The sequence below is a fragment of the Psychrobacter sp. CCUG 69069 genome (assembly GCF_021023115.1).
GTDB lineage: Bacteria > Pseudomonadota > Gammaproteobacteria > Pseudomonadales > Moraxellaceae > Psychrobacter > Psychrobacter namhaensis.
Window position 1 is genome coordinate 185961 of record NZ_QQAI01000001.1, and the last position, 18254, is coordinate 204214.

Annotated in this window: 17 protein-coding genes; 12 read left to right on the forward strand and 5 right to left on the reverse strand. The window is 41.6% G+C overall.

Features of this window, described 5'->3' with window-relative positions; translation table 11 throughout:
• Positions 1 to 62 precede the first annotated feature (62 nt).
• The 12 genes from DVY93_RS00735 to pcaD all read left to right on the forward strand — a co-directional run bounded on the left by DVY93_RS00735 (position 63) and on the right by pcaD (position 11806).
• On the forward strand, positions 63 to 1235 hold the full coding sequence (locus tag DVY93_RS00735; protein WP_102077927.1) for a muconate/chloromuconate family cycloisomerase: 1173 nt from the start codon (positions 63 to 65) through the stop codon (positions 1233 to 1235).
• 89 nt (positions 1236 to 1324) lie between these two features.
• On the forward strand, positions 1325 to 1615 hold the full coding sequence (gene catC / locus DVY93_RS00740; protein ID WP_102077926.1) for a muconolactone Delta-isomerase: 291 nt from the start codon (positions 1325 to 1327) through the stop codon (positions 1613 to 1615).
• A 213-nt stretch (positions 1616 to 1828) separates the two neighbouring features.
• Positions 1829 to 2752 carry a catechol 1,2-dioxygenase gene (gene catA / locus DVY93_RS00745; RefSeq protein ID WP_102077925.1) on the forward strand — a complete coding sequence of 308 codons (924 nt, stop codon included), beginning with the start codon at positions 1829 to 1831 and terminating at the stop codon, positions 2750 to 2752.
• Positions 2753 to 2883: 131 nt separating this feature from the next.
• Positions 2884 to 4263, forward strand: a complete 1380-nt coding sequence (gene benA / locus DVY93_RS00750) for a benzoate 1,2-dioxygenase large subunit (protein ID WP_102077924.1) — start codon at positions 2884 to 2886, stop codon at positions 4261 to 4263.
• Positions 4264 to 4364: 101 nt separating this feature from the next.
• Entirely contained in the window at positions 4365 to 4871 is a 507-nt protein-coding gene (benB, locus tag DVY93_RS00755; RefSeq protein ID WP_413775317.1) for a benzoate 1,2-dioxygenase small subunit, read from the forward strand.
• A 138-nt stretch (positions 4872 to 5009) separates the two neighbouring features.
• Positions 5010 to 6035, forward strand: a complete 1026-nt coding sequence (gene benC, locus DVY93_RS00760) for a benzoate 1,2-dioxygenase electron transfer component BenC (protein WP_228706726.1) — start codon at positions 5010 to 5012, stop codon at positions 6033 to 6035.
• Positions 6036 to 6084: 49 nt separating this feature from the next.
• On the forward strand, positions 6085 to 6864 hold the full coding sequence (locus DVY93_RS00765) for a 1,6-dihydroxycyclohexa-2,4-diene-1-carboxylate dehydrogenase (RefSeq protein WP_102077921.1): 780 nt from the start codon (positions 6085 to 6087) through the stop codon (positions 6862 to 6864).
• Positions 6865 to 6947: 83 nt separating this feature from the next.
• Entirely contained in the window at positions 6948 to 8144 is a 1197-nt protein-coding gene (benE, locus tag DVY93_RS00770; RefSeq protein ID WP_102077920.1) for a benzoate/H(+) symporter BenE, read from the forward strand.
• Between the two features lie 115 nt (positions 8145 to 8259).
• Positions 8260 to 8961: a 3-oxoacid CoA-transferase subunit A gene (locus DVY93_RS00775; protein WP_102077919.1), complete on the forward strand. Its 702-nt coding sequence runs from the start codon at positions 8260 to 8262 to the stop codon at positions 8959 to 8961.
• A 37-nt stretch (positions 8962 to 8998) separates the two neighbouring features.
• Positions 8999 to 9658, forward strand: a complete 660-nt coding sequence (locus DVY93_RS00780) for a 3-oxoacid CoA-transferase subunit B (protein WP_102077918.1) — start codon at positions 8999 to 9001, stop codon at positions 9656 to 9658.
• A gap of 50 nt (positions 9659 to 9708) precedes the next feature.
• Positions 9709 to 10941, forward strand: coding sequence for a 3-oxoadipyl-CoA thiolase (pcaF, locus tag DVY93_RS00785; RefSeq protein WP_102077917.1), 1233 nt, complete (start codon positions 9709 to 9711; stop codon positions 10939 to 10941).
• A gap of 88 nt (positions 10942 to 11029) precedes the next feature.
• A complete protein-coding gene (pcaD, locus tag DVY93_RS00790; protein ID WP_102077916.1) occupies positions 11030 to 11806 on the forward strand; it encodes a 3-oxoadipate enol-lactonase in 777 nt (258 codons plus the stop codon).
• A 40-nt stretch (positions 11807 to 11846) separates the two neighbouring features.
• Here pcaD and DVY93_RS12500 read toward each other — a convergent pair whose 3' ends face one another.
• The 5 genes from DVY93_RS12500 to DVY93_RS00810 form a co-directional block, all read right to left on the reverse strand.
• Positions 11847 to 12368 carry a transposase family protein gene (locus DVY93_RS12500; protein WP_102077915.1) on the reverse strand — a complete coding sequence of 174 codons (522 nt, stop codon included), beginning with the start codon at positions 12366 to 12368 and terminating at the stop codon, positions 11847 to 11849.
• A 155-nt stretch (positions 12369 to 12523) separates the two neighbouring features.
• Positions 12524 to 13351, reverse strand: coding sequence for a SphA family protein (locus DVY93_RS00795; RefSeq protein WP_102077914.1), 828 nt, complete (start codon positions 13349 to 13351; stop codon positions 12524 to 12526).
• Positions 13352 to 13936: 585 nt separating this feature from the next.
• On the reverse strand, positions 13937 to 15082 hold the full coding sequence (locus DVY93_RS00800; protein ID WP_102077913.1) for an NAD(P)-dependent alcohol dehydrogenase: 1146 nt from the start codon (positions 15080 to 15082) through the stop codon (positions 13937 to 13939).
• Positions 15083 to 15116: 34 nt separating this feature from the next.
• The gene (locus DVY93_RS00805; protein ID WP_102077912.1) at positions 15117 to 16571 is read right to left on the reverse strand and encodes a benzaldehyde dehydrogenase; all 1455 of its coding nucleotides are present in this window, start codon (positions 16569 to 16571) and stop codon (positions 15117 to 15119) included.
• 153 nt (positions 16572 to 16724) lie between these two features.
• On the reverse strand, positions 16725 to 18089 hold the full coding sequence (locus tag DVY93_RS00810; protein ID WP_102077911.1) for an MFS transporter: 1365 nt from the start codon (positions 18087 to 18089) through the stop codon (positions 16725 to 16727).
• Positions 18090 to 18254 lie beyond the last annotated feature (165 nt).

Consider the following 18254-nt stretch of genomic DNA (forward strand, 5'->3'; position numbering starts at 1 on the left):
TATTTAACACCTATAGTTCTTATTAAGCATAAGGAAGCCAAAATTTTATACTAAGGACAGATATGATTCGTTCAATTAATACTTTACTAGTACCAATACCTACTATTCGAGCGCATAAACTTGCTTGTACCGTGATGAATGAACAAGTATTGGTTCTGGTACATATCCAAACCGAAGATGGCTACGAAGGTTGGGGCGAAGCAACGACGATTGGCGGTTTAAGTTATGCTGAAGAAAGTCCTCATAGTATCAAAACCAATATCGATACTTACTTTACCCCTCTCTTGATGAAAGAGAAGCCTACAAGTACAGCAAAAGCAATGCAGCTCTTGAACACCCACATCAGCGGTAATCGTTTTGCAAAATGCGCGATTGAAACTGCTCTACTCGACATCGAAGGCAAAAGACTCAACTTACCTATCAGCGAGCTCATCGGTGGTCGCGTCCGTGATCGTATCGAAGTCGCATGGACGCTTGCTAGCGGAAATACTGATACCGATATCGCTGAAGCTCATCAAATGATTGAACAAAGAAAACATCGAATTTTTAAATTAAAAATAGGTAGCAACCCTATTCTTGATGATATTGCCCATGTATTAGCTATTAAACAAGCTTTACCCGATTGCCGCATCACCGTTGATGTTAATCAAGCATGGACAGAGCTTGAAGCTATGAAAGGGATTAGTCTGTTGCAGGACGGCGGCGTTGATTTAATCGAGCAACCAGTATCGATGCGTAATAAATCAGCCCTAAAGCGTTTAGCTGAACACTTCGACGTGGCTATTATGGCTGATGAAATTGTGCAAGATCCATATAATGCTTTCCAATTGGCAGCGGATCACTGTGCCGATGTCTTTGCTGTAAAAATTAATCAAGCCGGCGGATTGAAGGCCGCCTGTCTCATTGGACAAATGGCACATCTAGCGGGTATCGAGCTTTATGGCGGGACGATGCTAGAAGGACCCATTGGTACTGCTGCATCAGCGCATGTGTTCTCTACCTATCCTAGTCTGAACTTTGACACGGAGCTGTTTGGCCCGTTGCTATTAACAGAGGATATCCTAGCTCAGCCGCTTGATTATCAAAATTTTGGTTTAACTATTCCAACTGGCGCGGGTATAGGTATAGAAGTAGATAGTGACAAAGTATATCACTATGCCAGACAATCAAATTTATCATCCTCAAATCCGATGTCGTTAAGAACTTACGTAAGCGACTCTCACGCTGGGGTCTGATAGACCTCTACTAAAAGCTCCACGCAATAAGTGCTGATAAAGACCAAATATCAGCTATATAACTACCCATAAAGTATAAGGACATAATTATGTTATATCACGTCAGAATGGATGTGTTGTTACCGACAGATATGAATGCTGATAAGGTCAGTGAACTTAAGCAAGCTGAAAAAGCACTATCACACAAACTGCAAGAACAAGGTAAGTGGCGTCATATTTGGCGCTTAGCGGGAGAGTATTCTAACTTTAGTATTTTCGATGTCGAAAGTAATGAAGAACTACATGACATTATGATGTCGCTACCACTTTACCCTTATATGAAAGTCGAGGTCACCCCTTTACTTCGTCATCCCTCTTCTATTCGCGATGATGATAGTTAGTGCCCTATAACGCTATTACTAGATTTCATTAATACCGTTGATGTTAATCAAATAATAGCATCCCAAAATCGCCTTAATCTATTTTTTAACAATTATTGGTCTATACCAGACCAACGGACACCTATTGCCAAAAATAAGCAATGAATGAATGTATTTTGAGTAAGAGTGCTCGCTATAACTACCTTTTAAATAGTCCTCAACAAGGAGAGAGACATGGAACGCAGCCAAATTGAAGCATTAGCCACTCAGTTCATCAAAGGTAAAATTGACTTTCCTGAACAAGTTAACCCACGTATACAAGACATTGTCTTACGTATCGTAACCGACCTCATGCAAACCATCAATGATTTGAAAATCACGGCCGATGAATACTGGTCTGGGGTTGAGTTCATTGGGGATTTAGGCAAAGAGGCAGGATTACTCTCTCCTGGCCTTGGTTTTGATCACTTCATGGACTTAATGATTGAAGAAGACTTAAAAGCGGCGGGTCTTGACGGTGGCACTGTACGTACCATCGAAGGTCCACTCTATGTCGCTGGTGCGCCAGAAGAAAAAGGCTTTGCGCGTCTAGATGATGGCACTGATCTTGACAATGGCACCGTGCTATTCATGCAAGGGACCGTTTATGGCGAAGATGACAAGCCATTGCCAAATGCCAAGGTTGAAGTATGGCATGCCAATAGCTTAGGCAATTACTCTTTCTTTGATGAGTCGCAGTCGCACTTTAACTTGCGTCGTAGCATTATCACTGATGAAAACGGCCATTATGCTTTTCGCAGTATCGTCCCATTAGGTTACTCAGTGCCGCCAGAAGGTATGACCCAAAAAATATTGGGCCCGCTAGGACGTCATGGTCATCGCCCAGCTCACATTCACTTCTTCGCGAGTGCTGACGGTCATCGCAAATTGACCACGCAGATTAACATCGATGGTGATGAGTATCTGTGGGATGACTTTGCCTTTGCTAGCCGTGAAGGCTTGGTACCAGAAGTGACGATGGTTGAAGATGCTGACAAGCTACAAGAAAAAGGGCTGGACGCGCCGTATGCCAGTATCGATTTTGACTTTCATTTAGTGAAAGACATTGATAAGCCAGTACAAGGCAGTGAAGTTGAACGTCGCCGTGCTCAAGCTTAATTATTGAGTATCGCTAGCTACTGTTAGCAACCACTAAATTTTATAGATTTTCGCTTGATATGCACTCAGTTGTCGTATCAAGCGTCATACCCTAACATCGTTTAACACCGTTATTTACAAGGAAGAAAGCCATGAGCGAGTGTATTAATCTAATACCTGAAGGATCAGATATCGCTATCGATGATTTTTTAGAAGAAAATGTAGAAAAAGGAATTTATCGCCTACATCGCAGTGCCTTTACCAATGAAGAGCTGTTTGAGCTTGAAATGAAACATATCTTTGAAGGCAACTGGGTTTATCTGGCTCATGAGACTCAAATCCCTGATAACAACGACTACTATACAACATACATCGGCCGCCAGCCGGTCATCGTTGCGCGTAATAAAGAAGGTGAACTGCATTGTATGATCAATGCCTGCTCCCACCGCGGCGCTCAATTATGTCGTCATAAAAAAGGCAATAAGGCAACTTATACGTGCCCCTTTCACGGTTGGACTTATAACAACTCGGGCAAGCTGCTTAAAGTTAAAGATCCACGCGGCGCAGGTTATCCTGACGCTTTTAATAAAGACGGCTCTCACGACCTAAAGCAAGTCAAACTTGCCAATTATAAAGGTTTCTTGTTTGCAAGTCTTAATGATGATGTCGAACCGATTGAAGACTGGCTTGGCGGCTCAACCAAAATCCTTGACATGATTGTCAATCAATCACCAGAAGGCTTAGAAGTATTACGTGGCACCTCAACCTACACTTTTGATGGTAACTGGAAGCTACAAGCTGAAAATGGTGCTGATGGCTACCATGTTTCAGCTGTCCATTGGAACTATGCTGCGACAACAGCACGTCGCAAAGAGCAAGAAGCAGAAAAAGAAGACAATATTAAAGCCATGAATGCTGGTAAATGGGGTCGTCAAGGTGGCGGATTCTATTCTTTTGAGAACGGTCATTTACTACTTTGGACTCAATGGGAAAACCCGCAGGATCGTCCTAATTTTGCGTATCGCGATGACTATGTTGCCCAATATGGTGAAGCAATGGCCGACTGGATGATTGGACGCTCACGTAACTTATGCTTATATCCAAATGTTTATATTATGGATCAATTTAGCTCGCAAATCCGTATGCTACGTCCAATATCCGTTGATAAAACTGAAGTCACTATCTGGTGTATCGCACCGAAAGGCGAAAGCGATGAAGCACGTACTCGTCGTATCCGTCAGTACGAAGACTTCTTTAACGTGACCGGCATGGCAACGCCAGATGACTTAGAAGAATTTCGCTCGTGCCAGCAAGGTTATAACGGCATTAAGCTAGAATGGAACGACATGTGTCGTGGCTCTGAGCACTGGATAGAAGGCGCTGACGAAGGTGCAAAAGCCATTGACCTTAAACCGTTATTAAGTGGGGTCAAGACTGAAGATGAAGGATTGTATACCGTGCAACATCGATATTGGCATGAAGAGATGAAAAAAGCCCTAGAGCAAGAACAGCAGCTACATGGCGCAGGCTAATATTAGCTAAGTATTTAGGGCAATTATTCAATTTAAATATTGCCCCTAAATACTTAAACCAGTAACTTGCTAGTTATTGCAGGACGAACAAATATAAAAGGATATCGCTAATGAAAAATGCAACGGTTAATATCGAAGATGTGCGTCAGTTTCTGTACCGTGAAGCACGATTGCTTGATGAAAAAAAATGGGAAGAATGGCTGGCTTGTTATGACGAAGAATGTCCATTTTGGATGCCTAGTTGGGATGATGATGGCGAACTAATAAGCAATCCGCAACGTGAAATATCTCTTATTTATTACCCTGATCGTCGTGGACTTGAAGATCGTATTTTCCGTATCGAGACTGAGCGTTCTTCTGCAACCATTCCTGATACCCGTACCACACATAACTTATCTAATATCGAATTACTTGAAGATAATGATGGCATTGTTAGTGTCCGATTTAACTGGATCAATAAGTCTTATCGTTATCATGAGACCAATACTTACTGGGGATTCTCTAAATACAAAATAGATATGAATCAAGCTAGCCCAAAGATTTTGGACAAATACATTGTACTAAAAGATGACTACGTACATCAAATTATGGATGTATATCACGTCTAGAGTTCGCATGATTTTATTTATACTTGCCAGCTAGTACAAATAATTAAATTTAAAAATAGCTTGTTGGTAATTTATGAAGTATCAACGAGCCAACCAAAAGTATAGTGATGTTAGTCAGTAGCCATATATTGAAAAAGGATGTTTCTCATGGAATACAACATAGCTCTACAGTTTGAAGATGGTGTCACGGGATTTATCAAATGTGAAGATGATGAAACCGTTGCCGAAGCCGCTTATCGCCAAAAATACAATATCCCTGTGGACTGTCTAGATGGCGCCTGCGGTACTTGCCGTTGTCATTGTGAGTCAGGCAGCTATGACATGCATCCTGATATGTATATTGAAGAGGCGCTGACCGAAACCGAAGCTAATGATGGCTACGTCTTGACCTGTCAAATGATCCCCGAGAGCGACTGCGTCATTAAAGTGCCAACCTCATCAGAAGCCTGCAAAGTTAGTAAGTCTGTGTTCAAAGGTAAGCTACAACAGCTAAATGTATTGTCAGAATCCACCATTCACTTCGGCGTTGAGGTTGATAACCCAGATGCCTTAGTATTTTTACCTGGGCAGTATGTCAATATTACTATCCCTGACTCTGATGAGACACGTTCCTACTCTTTTAGCTCAATGCCTAGTACCAATCAGGCTGAATTTGTCGTCCGTAACATTCCAAACGGCAAAATGAGTACCTTTTTATCTGATGTTGCCAAGCTAGGTCAAGATATTGACTTTGAAGGACCATTCGGTAGTTTCTATTTACGTCCTATCGTACGCCCTACTGTATTTTTAGCTGGTGGTACAGGTATCGCACCCTTTTTATCGATGCTAAAAAGCTTAGAAATATCGGGCGCTCATCATCCTATCAAGATGGTCTACGGTGTTACTAATGATGCTGATTTGATAGAGATTGAAAAACTGGAAGAAGTGAAGAAAAACCACGATTGGTTTGACTATTATACCTGTGTGGCAAGCGAGGAAAGCGCTCATGAGCGCAAAGGCTATGTAACCAGCCATGTTGAAGCTGATTGGCTAAATGATGGCGATGTTGATGTTTATCTGTGTGGTCCTCTGGCGATGGTCGATGCCGTTAGTAATTGGTTAGATACAAGTAGCCTCAAACCTAGCAATTTTTATTATGAAAAGTTCACACCTAGTGAGCAGTAATATAGCTCAAACAATACAGCGATAGAATACTTTTCTCTAGGAGACAGCAATGAGTAAGCGCTTTGATAATAAAGTATGTATCGTAACTGGTGCCGCACAAGGTATCGGTCGCGGGGTCGCATTACGCTTAGCAAGTGAAGGCGGCAAGATAGTGATGGCAGATTTCTCACCTTTGGTAGAAGATGTGTTAGCAGAAATCACTGCAAATGGCGGGCACGCGACGACTATCCAAGCTGATCTTGAGACTTATCAAGGTGCGCAAGAGGCTATTAATAAAGCGCTTGATACCTATGGACGTATCGATGTGCTAGTCAATAATGTTGGCGGTGCGATATGGATGAAGCCTTTCGTCAATTTCTCAGAAGAAGAGATTAATAAAGAAGTCAGTCGCTCATTATTTCCGACATTGTGGTGTTGCCGCGCCGTATTACCAACGATGATTGAGCAGCAGTCTGGTACTATTGTCAATGTATCTTCTATCGCCACACGCGGTATCAACCGCATACCCTACTCGACAGCGAAAGGCGGCGTCAATGCCATGACCGCATCGCTCGCTTTTGAGTACGCAAACGATGGTATCCGAGTAAATGCAGTAGCGACTGGTGGCACTGAAGCTCCGCCTAGAAAGATTCCACGTAATGCAAAGCCTTTAACTGATGATGAAAAATCATGGATGAATGCAGTCGTTGACCAGACCATTGACCGCACCTTTATGAAACGCTACGGTACGATAGATGAGCAAGTCAATGCCATTGCATTTTTAGCATCAGATGAATCGTCATATATCACTGGGAGTACCATTCCTGTGGGTGGTGGCGACGAAGGCTAACCACATCAATTGAGCTTTTAAGTTAGGCAACACAGCGTCTAACTTACTACTCTCTGATTACTGCTAATTTGCAAGGAAGCAATATGGCAACTGTCATTCAAACCTTGAAAGACGACTGGTCACTCTCTGCTACTGTGGCAGGATTTTTGGCCGTACTGATCTCTTATGCTGGCCCATTAATTATCTTTTTTCAGGCAGCACAAGCAGCGCAGGTATCAGAAACGATGATGGCATCGTGGATCTGGGGAGTATCTATAGGTGCCGCCGTCTCAGGTATCTATTTATCTATTAAATATAAAACCCCTATTATTACCGCTTGGTCAGCACCCGGTACGGCTCTACTGGTAACCGTCTTTCCGAATATGAGTATTAATGAAGCGATAGCCGCTTATATCGTATCAGCGATTGTGATTTTTTTAGTAGGTGCAACTGGATCTTTTGACAAGATTTTAAGATGGATTCCTAATGGTATCGCTGCCGGTATGATGGCAGGTATCCTGTTTCAATTTGGTTTAGAGTTATTTGTAGCAACCAATACGATGCCATTTATCGTATTTAGCATGCTTGGCTGTTACTTAGTAGCCAAGCGATTTTCACCACGTTATACCATGATTTGGGTACTGCTATGCGGTGTCATTTTAAGTGTTCTATTAGGAAAAATGAACCCTGTCAATATAGATTTAGCCATTACCATACCTACTGTAATATGGCCTGAGTGGACGTGGAATGCCGTATTCAACCTTGCGATTCCACTCATTCTTGTGAGCTTAACTGGACAGTTTTTACCTGGTATGGCGATTCTTAATCTTAGTGGTTATGACACACCAGCCAAGCCTATCGTCAGTATTACAAGCCTAGCTTCGTTAGTAGTCGCCTGTGTAGGGGGTATTACGATTGTCCTAGCAGCAATCACCGCAGCACTTTGTACTGGTAAGGATGCCCATGAATTAAAAGAGAAACGCTACATAGCAGGTGTGGCAAACGGTATTTTTTATCTATTAGGGGGACTACTTGCCGGTAGCATCGTGATGGTATTTAGCTTGTTGCCCAAAGAGCTAGTTGCAGCATTAGCCGGTCTTGCACTTATCGGTGCTATTTCTACCAACATTACTATAGCAATGAAAGATGACTCTCAAAGAGATGCAGCGCTAATCACTTTTTTAGCAACAGCATCTGGTATGAGTTTTCTAGGACTAAGCTCTGTTTTTTGGGGCATTCTTATCGGCATGGTTGCCTACTATATTTTAAGCAAAAAACGCTTATTACCTTTGTTTTCATAAGCAAAAATATACGTCATTTTTATTAATAGAACAGCCAAAACAACAAGACAGTCTCGAAGATGCATCAAACTTAAGTCTCGCAATACCTAATATTACTTTTGTATAGGACATAAACATGATTAATAAAGCTGAAAAAAATATCACGGATGTACTTAGCCAAATTAAAGATGGCGCCACTATTATGATTGGTGGTTTTGGAACTGCAGGGCAACCAGCTGAACTCATTGATGGCCTTATCAATTTAGGTGTTAAAGACCTTGTCATTATTAATAATAATGCTGGAAACGGTGATCATGGTCTTGCCAGATTATTAAAAACGGGCGCGGTACGTAAAATCATTTGTTCTTTTCCTCGTCAATCAGACTCATGGGTATTCGATGAGCTTTATCATGCAGGAAAAATTGATCTGGAATTAGTACCACAAGGTAATTTGGCTTGCCGTATTCAAGCGGCAGGCATGGGGCTTGGAGCCGTATATACACCAACAGGGTTCGGTACTCTACTCGCAGAAGGCAAAGAAACTCGTCATATCGATGGCAAAGACTATGTCTTGGAATATCCAATTAAAGCTGATTTCGCCTTAATAAAAGCAAACAAGGGTGATCGTTGGGGTAACTTAGTTTACCGAAAATCTGCACGTAACTTTGGTCCAATTATGGCAATGGCAGCTGACGTGACTATCGCTCAAGTCTCTCAAACAGTTGATCTTGGTGAGCTTGATCCTGAGCACGTTATTACACCAGGCATTTTTGTGCAGCATGTGGTGCAAGTCCAATCTGCCAGCACTAGTACTGAACTTTCTGACACTGCAGCATAGCCACCGCTAAATACTGCCAATTATAAGGAGCGTCATTATGAGCCATACCTCTTACACCGTTTCGACCCGTGACCAAATAGCCGAACGCGCTGCACAAGACATTCCAGATGGAGCCTATGTCAACTTAGGCATTGGACTACCGACCAAAATCGCACAATACTTATCTAATGATAAAGACGTATTTTTGCATTCAGAAAACGGCTTATTAGCTTTTGGTCCATCACCTGCCAAAGGTGAAGAAGATCCCGAACTGATTAATGCTGGAAAGGAATACGTTACTATGCTCGATGGCGGTAGCTACTTTCATCATGGTGACTCTTTTGCCATGATGCGCGGTGGCCATATCGACATTTGCGTGTTGGGTGCGTTTCAAGTAGCTGCTAATGGTGATTTGGCCAATTGGAGTACTGGTGCAGAGGATGCGATACCCGCTGTTGGAGGTGCTATGGACTTAGCCGTTGGTGCCAAAAAAGTCTTTGTGATGACCAATCACACGACTAAGACTGGCGACCCTAAAATCGTCAGCGAGCTTACCTACCCTGTGACTGGCAAAAACTGCATTGATCGAATTTATACTGATCTATGTGTCATCGATGTCACTGATAAAGGCTTAGCCGTCACTGAAATGGTCGATGGCATGAGCTTTGCGGACTTGCAAGCATTGACTGGCGCAACGTTAATTGACGCTACTAAATAAAAAACCCTCTTAATCAGAATTTAAGATAATCAAAACTCAGGATAATCGCCATGACTGATTCAATCACTCGTTTAAATAACGCTTATATTATTGATGCCATTCGCACTCCTTTTGGTCGCTACGGCGGCAGTCTAGCACCAGTACGTGCAGACGACTTAGGTGCTATCCCTATCAAGGCGTTAATGGAACGTAATGCTAATGTCGATTGGGTAAAAGTAGATGACGTCATCTACGGCTGTGCCAACCAAAGCGGCGAAGACAATCGCAACGTCGGTCGCATGTCATCATTGCTAGCTGGCCTACCTTATCAAGTGCCTGCAACCACTGTTAATCGCTTGTGCGGCTCGTCAATGGATGCGTTAGCGATAGCTGCTCGTGCGATTAAAGCTGGTGAAGCCAATTTAATTATCGCAGGTGGTGTTGAGAGCATGAGCCGTGCGCCATTTGTGATGGGCAAATCGGATCAGGCGTTTGGTCGTAGTCAAAAGCTGGAAGATACCACTATGGGTTGGCGCTTTATCAATCCAAAGCTTGATGAGCTATATGGCACAGAGACCATGCCGCAAACCGCCGAAAATGTCGCAGAGCAATTCAATATCAACCGTGCCGACCAAGATGCATTTGCGCTACGTAGCCAACAACGTACCGCAGCGGCGCAAGCGTCAGGATTCTTTAAAGACGAGATGACCCCTGTCGTCATCCCGCAGCGTAAAGGCGAGCCTGTCACCGTCGATACTGATGAGCATCCTCGTGCTGACACCACCCTTGAGAAGTTGACTAAATTGCGTCCTATCGTCACCGCAGATGGTACGGTGACTGCTGGTAATGCCTCTGGAATTAATGATGGTGCAGCAGCCTTCCTAGTAGCGTCAGAGCAAGCGGTTAGAGAATTTAATCTAAAGCCGCGTGCACGTATTGTGGCCTCAACTACGGTAGGCGTTGAACCGCGTATTATGGGTTTCGCCCCAGCACCAGCGATGAAAAAATTGCTTGAGCATACGGGACTAACGCTTGATGAGATGGATGTCATTGAATTAAACGAAGCTTTTGCCGCGCAAGCTCTAGCTTGTACGCGTGACTTGGAGTTAGCTGATGATAGCGAGCGCGTCAACCCTAATGGCGGTGCGATTGCCCTTGGTCATCCACTCGGCGCCTCAGGTGCCCGTTTGATCTTAACTGCCCTCAATCAACTTGAAAAAACGAGTAAGCGTTATGCAATCTGCTCAATGTGTATCGGTGTTGGACAAGGCATCGCAATGATTATTGAGCGCGTTGAAGGCTGATTAATCGTTCAAAATAAAATAAATACCCACCTCAATAGGTCAAAAGTAATACTTCAATCACACGATAGTCAAAATAAGGACATTCATCATGCCTGTATTTGAAAATAAAGACGTAACGCTAAATTATGCCACCTTTGGTGATAGCAGCAACCCCGCCCTAATATTTTCCAACTCTTTAGGTACTAGCTATCGTATGTGGCAACCACAAATCGATACCTTGCAAGATGATTATTTTATTATCTGCTATGACACTCGTGGTCATGGTAAATCATCAGCACCCAGAGGCCCTTATAATTTAAACCAGCTGGGGCAAGATGTGATTGATTTGTTAGATCACCTGCATCTTGATAAGGCATTTTTTTGTGGCATTTCTATGGGCGGCATAACAGGTCAATGGTTAGCTATCAATCATCCCGATCGCTTCCACCACTTGATGTTATGTAATACCGCCGCGAAAATTGGTAACGAAACAGCATGGACGGAGCGTGCAAGGTTGGTACGTGAGAAAGGTCTAGCGCCTATCGCAGCTACAGCTGCTCCGCGTTGGTTTACAGCAGATTTTATCGATCATTACCCAGATGTAGTCGCGGCATTGTCTAGCGCTCTTACGGCTGGCAGTGCAGAGGGCTACGCAAGCTGCTGCGAGGCGTTATCTATCGCTGATACTCGCAAGCAGTTAAAAGATATTCGTGTACCAATTACAGTGTTGGCAGGCGTTGAAGACCCGGTGACGACCGTTGCTGATGGCCAATATATGGTCGATCATACACCTAACGCTAAGCTCGCCACTATTGATGCCTCGCATATCTCAAATATTGAACAACCTGAAAAATTTACTAAGTATATAAGCCAGTATTTAAAGTAATACATATTGAACTATCTCGACAATAGACCTTTTGCAAAAGTCATAGGCTAAGCTCGAAATTTAATACACCTGCGAACAGCTTTATTCTTAAGTCATAACGTTGATGACAATTACGGTAGCGTACAGCCAGGATTTTACACAGTTTGATTAGACCTATTTTATACTCAACTAGAATGCGCAACTCTGATAGATAATGATTGGCCTGTTTGCAGAGTTCTAATAACTCACTACCCTTTAGTTTCTTAAAAGGGATAAATACTAGCTTATGTAGCTTGGCTATGCCCTGGTAACCACTGTCTACTAGATAGCTGGTATTCTTAGGTAGCCAATAAGGGCAGGTTTGTTTATAAAGACTAAAGTCATGTACACAGCCCCTACAGGTTTGCACATCAAGTATCAGTCCTGTTTGCCAATATACTATGATCTGAGCTTTTAAGGTGTGTTGTTCCTTTTTTCTACTATAGTACTGTTTTTGGTTTTTTTGGACGTTCAATGTGGCCTTCGGTTGCATCAATGATAACCGCTGACCAATTGATATGCTCAGGCTTACCATATGGCCCATATCTTATTGAACCAACTCAACCTACGATAGCGCGGGCAAATGCATTAATGATAAAGGAAGGGTAAGCTCAGATATTAATTACTTTAGTATAAGTGAAGCATGCAACCCACCGCTGTTTAGAGTAGTGGGCGATAGAATATAAACGCTTGAATCCTTTAAAATGCTTTAGTTAACGAAGCTCTTATCACTTCTCCCTCAAAGGTTTCTTTATTTGAATACTCTTTATATAAAGCTATATCTCCACCTAGTAAGTTAGGCGGTGAAAAGTATCCTATAGATAAACCTAAAGCGTTTCTTTCCTCATCACTATTACTAGTCTCAAAAGTATTATAACCCACGAGTCCAATATCGAGTAATCCATAACTTTTACTCAGACCCCACTCAGTGATTAGCTCATCGTTAAGATTATTACCGTTAGGCATCTCATAACGGCTTAATGCGCTGAAATTAATATCACCTTGTTTAGTAAGTTTGACATTACCGCCGAGTGTGAGCATGACCGAATCATAACCTTTACCAGGACTGGAAAGTCGACTTTTATCAAAATCACCCGTATCAGCCCAATATCCTATTCCTGCCACTGCATCCCATCTACTATCATGCCAGCCTAATACACTTCCTACATATAAATCACCTAGGCCTGTGCGCCTATCAATATCTTGACCACCAATTTTGAGGTCTGTATTGACTAAAGGTATAATACCTTCCAATATTAAATCGCCACCCAGTATTTTTTGTTGGGTTACCCAGACAACTCTATTCGCTAGTGCAGCAACATTGACTTCGCTATCAGATGGTAAAGATTCGTTTTTATCAGCACTATAGTTGATCACATAGCCTTTGTAATAAATCCCAGGTGGCGGTGCCACGCTTCCTTTAATTCCTTCAACACCTGGAACGTAATGAGAGTCAGAAGCGTGAACAGCTAATGGTAAGGAAATAGCCATAGCCGTTAAAATGATTTTACCTTGAGTGGCTTTCATAGAACATCCTTGTTAATATTTATATAAAATGGCAACTTCAAAATTTCATTTAAAACGCCTAGGGGCGGTACTTCATTGTGCATAGAGCCTGACAATATTATTAGCTTGTAAGTGTTTTATACCTTTAACTAATATATAGGAGAGGTTATTAACAAATCTTTTAGCAAAAAATAATATATGCTTTTTTTTAAATATATATTATGAACGGACTTGTCTAAGACCTAATTTATTGATCTTTCATACTTCTTAGGTATACTAAAATTGTTTTTAATATTTTATATAGCTGACAAGAATAAGTCAGATTTGAGATTCACAATATTGATATAGGTCTTCAATAACTGAGAATTCGTTATATCAATAGGAAGAGAAATATTGACGTTATTGCTGCTGTCGGCACTATACTAATTCTATATTTAGTAAACTAAGATCAACCCTTGATAACACGCCCTAGTAGCGTTCAAAAAGATATTAGGAGTTTTGCTTTCCAAGACTTATGTGATACTTTTCTTTGAACTAGAGCTGTAATAGTCAGGGCAGCTGATATCAGTTTTTCTTCAGTATTTTGATTTAACTGCCCCTTCCCCTCTAATCTGTTAGTATGCTTTCTGATACACCTTCAGAGATTTTAATAATGGGTTTTAACGTGATACCTTTATGACTGTCTATCGCTGCTTGGTTAATGTCTTTAAAATCGTAGAACTTAACTAACTTATCAAAAGGAAACTTACCTTGCTGATATAGTGTGACTAATTCAGGAATAAACTTCTTCGGCGAGCTACTTCCTTCGACAACCCCGATAATGGTTTTGCCTCCTAGTAGCAAGTCGTTGACATCAAATTCGGCATTTGTTCCTAACTGAGGTGCGCCAACCACGGCTATTTTACCTAAGATACCAAGTGCATCCACACCCATTTTTAAAATTTCAGGGCGTCCTGTCGATTCCAAAGCAAAATTAGCACCACCGCCTGTAATCTCTTTGATTGTAGCTACAGGGTCTTGTGTTTTGCTGTTAATGATATGGGTCGCTCCCAATTGTTTAGCAAGCTCTAAACGGGACTCAACAATATCAACTGCAATAATAATGGATGCTCCACATAATTTTGCCGCAAGTAGAGCACTCAAACCAACTGCACCGGCACCCCATGTTACAAAGCTACTCGCTGGTGTTACTTTCAAAGCATTTATGCACGCGCCAGCTCCTGTTTGGATGCCACAACCCAAAGGTCCTAATAATTCGAGCGCAACATCTTTACTGACTTTAACTGTATTATTCTCACGACTTAGAGAATAAGTTGCAAAAGAGGATTGAGCAAAAAAGTGATCATGAACAGATTGGCCGTCATGTGTGCAAATTGCATTGTTGCCTTCTAAATCTGCCCCACTGAAATTTCTTCCAAAAAACTCTGAACAATAAGCAGGGTTTCCAGTATTACATTGTGCACATTTCCCACAATAACCATAGGTAAGAACCACATGATCTCCAACTTGTAAGTCAGTGACATTTGGCCCTACTGCCTCAATAATTCCTGACCCTTCATGCCCGAGTACGGCTGGAAGTGGTACTGGATAATATTGATCACGTACAATTAAATCGGTATGACACATTCCCGTTGCAACCACTTTTACCAATACCTCATCACCCTGAGGTAAGCGTATTTTTAATGGTTGTAACTCGAAATCAGCACCTTTACAGGCAGTTATCGCTGCTGTGATATCTTTCATATCATTCATAATGTTATTTCCTATAATTAGTAATTAAGTTTAATTAAAAAGGATAATGCGGTGCTTGTGCTTGAACCGTCATCCATTGCCATTGCGTAAATTCATCTGCATTTGCAGGACCACCAATGCGTGTTCCATTTCCTGAAGTCCCGAATCCACCAAATGGATTCACGGTGTCATCATTGACGGTTTGATCATTGATGTGCAGTAAACCAACATCTAATTGTTGTCCAATATGCATCCCTCGGCCAACGTTTGAGGTAATAATGCCTGCAGATAATCCATAGTTTCCGTTGTTAGCTAACTCAACAGCCTGATCATCACTGCTAAAAGGAATTAGAACAGCAACTGGACCAAAAATTTCTTGACTAAAAATAGGGTTATCAACAGTGATGTCTGAGAGCACAGTCGGCTCAAAGAACACTCCATTGGCTTGGCCACCAATCTCAAGCTTAGCACCGTGCTTAATCGCATTATCAACTAAACTTTCTACTCTTTGAGCTTGCTTAGTATCGATAAGAGGACCAATCGTCACGTTACTTTCACAAGGGTTACCAACTACGAATTTTTCGACTTTTTCGATAACTCTTTGTTTGACTTTGTCATAAATACTTTCATGAATCAGTATTTTTCCTGAGGTCATACAAATTTGTCCCGAATGTAAAAATGCACCCCATGCAATATTTTCTGCCGCTAACTCGATGTCAGCATCATCTAAGATTATTAGTGAGTTTTTACCACCGAGCTCCAATGAAACTTTTTTTAATGTTTTAGCTGCATTTGCTCCAACGATACGACCAACATCTGTTGATCCTGTGAACTGAATGCTAGAAATATTTTTATCTAAAGTTAGCGCCTCACCAACTTCTGATCCACCTGGTAGTACATGTAAAAGACCTTCAGGCAAACCAGCCAACTCAAAGAGACGTGCAATGACATAGCCACTGCATACAGCTGTTCTTTCATCAGGTTTAAGAACGACAGCATTACCAAGCGCTAATGCGGGTGCGACGGCACGTAGTGCTAAATACAAAGGAAAGTTAAATGGTGAAATAACACCCACTACACCCAAAGGTATACGCCTAGCAATACTCAACTTATTCGTCTGAGTAGGTAATAAGTTTCCTTGATCGGCCGCCGGTAACCCAATACAGCTCTTAAGTACTTGAAGCGTAATGCTAACTTCAAAACCTGCTTTGAGTGGTAAAGAACCGCTTTCTTTTACTAACCACTCAATCACTTCTGCTTGGTTTTCAGTTAACAGTAAAGCCGCTTTTTCAAATACAGCTTGGCGCTCTTGATAACTCAAAGCCCACCATTTTTTCTGTGCAGCTTTCGCTTCTTGAGCTGCAATCACAACGTTCTTAGTAGATGCATAGCCAATTTCACCCAGTGGCTGACCTGTTGCCACTTCAATAACAGGATAGCTAGATTCAGTTGGTTTCCACGTACCATTAAAAAGCTTTCGATTCCACACGTCCTTCTTTAATATTGACATAATTATTCCTTAAAAGTTATTTAGGTCCTTCATTGATATTTTGATTACATTACTATTGAGCCTATTTCGATATTTGTGTCCAAAACTAATTGAGTACTCAATTATATTTTTGAATGAAACACGGTTCTATGCTAGAAGACTTTTAAGTAATCTTTAAGCTGATGCAGGGACATCTAAAGTAATAGGTTTAGTTTCAGCTTGTTTGCTATCTACCGCAGCGTTGAGGTTTACCAGGAAAATAGCAATGGCTGCGATAACACCTGGTATGGCAATAAATAGAAAGTTAGTCTGATGGTTTAATTCAAGTGTGAGCAGAGCACCCGTTAGAATAGGTCCTACAATAGCACCGATACGGCCAATACCAGATGCCCAACCCATTGCAGTAGTACGGACGATAGTAGGATAATATTGAGCAACAAAAGTGTAGAGTAGGATTTGTGAGCCAATAGTCGTTGCGCCTGCTACACCGATAAGCGTGTACAGCACCATTTGGGGGCTGTTGTAGCCAAGTAGTATTAATGATATTGCTCCTGCAGCAAACATCACAGTCAATACTGGTTTGAGATGGAATTTGTCAGCCAGCACACCGCCACCAATTGCACCGATCATACCACCGATATTTAGTGCGAATAAAAACAACATACTAGCACCAAGTGAGTACCCTGCTTGAGTCATAAGCTTCGGTAACCAGCTTGCTAATGCATAGACCATGAGTAAGCACATAAAAAATGCTACCCAAAACATAATAGTAGTAAAGCCACGATTTTTTAAAAATAAGGCTTTAATAGGAGCATCGTCACTCTTGGTAGGCTCATCTAACAAAAGAACAGTAGACGCAGTAATACTTTCTTGTGGTACAAGTTTTTGAACGATATTTTTAGCGTCTTTTTCTCGCCCTTCTTTAACTAAGTACATCAAGGATTCAGGTAACATTTTCCAGATAATAGGTAATAGCAGAGTGGGTATCCCTGCAATATAAAACATCACTTCCCAACCATAATCTACGACTAGAAACGATCCTAATAGTGCTGAGGCCATCCCACCTATTGCATAACCACTAAACATAACTGCAACAAGCGTACTGCGTATGCGTTTTGGAGCATACTCAGAAGTTAATGCAACACAGATTGGCATAACGCCACCAATACCAAGGCCGGCAATGAAGCGTAATATAGCGAATTGGATAGGATTTTCAGCAAATGCACCAAAAAATGTGAAACTACTAAATAAACCGACGCAAATTAAAATCGTCTTTTTGCGTCCAATTTTGTCAGATAGAGTACCAAAAATCATGGCGCCAAACATCATACCAAACAAAGCAGAGCTAGCAAGAAGGCCGGCTTGTACAGTGGTTAGCGCCCACTCTTCCATGAGTAATGGTAGAGCGACACCATAAATAATGAGATCATAGCCATCAAAAATGATAATCAATAAACACCAGAACAGAACCTTCCAGTGAAAGGGGGAAAACTTAGCTTCATCAATAATTTTATTGATGTTTAATGTCTGTGAATCCATTCTTACGTCTCCTTGGATAATCTCCCTGTAAGTAGCTACTAAGTTATTGCTTTATGGAGACCAAGTCAAAAACCATGTAAGTATTTATATATACCTATAAGGTATATATAAATACTTACATCAATTCAAGATAAAAGACGAACATTAGTCAATCATTCTAAAGTC

What these genes read in the sequence shown, in the direction of transcription:
- DVY93_RS00805 (WP_102077912.1), bottom strand. Translation starts at nt 16,571, where the DNA reads ATGTCAATATTAAAGAAGGACGTGTGGAATCGAAAGCTTTTTAATGGT.
- pcaF (WP_102077917.1), top strand. Translation starts at nt 9,709, where the DNA reads ATGACTGATTCAATCACTCGTTTAAATAACGCTTATATTATTGATGCC.
- catA (WP_102077925.1), top strand. Translation starts at nt 1,829, where the DNA reads ATGGAACGCAGCCAAATTGAAGCATTAGCCACTCAGTTCATCAAAGGT.
- DVY93_RS00765 (WP_102077921.1), top strand. Translation starts at nt 6,085, where the DNA reads ATGAGTAAGCGCTTTGATAATAAAGTATGTATCGTAACTGGTGCCGCA.
- DVY93_RS12500 (WP_102077915.1), bottom strand. Translation starts at nt 12,368, where the DNA reads ATGGGCCATATGGTAAGCCTGAGCATATCAATTGGTCAGCGGTTATCA.
- benE (WP_102077920.1), top strand. Translation starts at nt 6,948, where the DNA reads ATGGCAACTGTCATTCAAACCTTGAAAGACGACTGGTCACTCTCTGCT.
- DVY93_RS00800 (WP_102077913.1), bottom strand. Translation starts at nt 15,082, where the DNA reads ATGAATGATATGAAAGATATCACAGCAGCGATAACTGCCTGTAAAGGT.
- benC (WP_228706726.1), top strand. Translation starts at nt 5,010, where the DNA reads ATGTTTCTCATGGAATACAACATAGCTCTACAGTTTGAAGATGGTGTC.
- DVY93_RS00775 (WP_102077919.1), top strand. Translation starts at nt 8,260, where the DNA reads ATGATTAATAAAGCTGAAAAAAATATCACGGATGTACTTAGCCAAATT.
- benA (WP_102077924.1), top strand. Translation starts at nt 2,884, where the DNA reads ATGAGCGAGTGTATTAATCTAATACCTGAAGGATCAGATATCGCTATC.
- catC (WP_102077926.1), top strand. Translation starts at nt 1,325, where the DNA reads ATGTTATATCACGTCAGAATGGATGTGTTGTTACCGACAGATATGAAT.
- pcaD (WP_102077916.1), top strand. Translation starts at nt 11,030, where the DNA reads ATGCCTGTATTTGAAAATAAAGACGTAACGCTAAATTATGCCACCTTT.
- DVY93_RS00780 (WP_102077918.1), top strand. Translation starts at nt 8,999, where the DNA reads ATGAGCCATACCTCTTACACCGTTTCGACCCGTGACCAAATAGCCGAA.
- DVY93_RS00810 (WP_102077911.1), bottom strand. Translation starts at nt 18,089, where the DNA reads ATGGATTCACAGACATTAAACATCAATAAAATTATTGATGAAGCTAAG.
- DVY93_RS00735 (WP_102077927.1), top strand. Translation starts at nt 63, where the DNA reads ATGATTCGTTCAATTAATACTTTACTAGTACCAATACCTACTATTCGA.
- DVY93_RS00795 (WP_102077914.1), bottom strand. Translation starts at nt 13,351, where the DNA reads ATGAAAGCCACTCAAGGTAAAATCATTTTAACGGCTATGGCTATTTCC.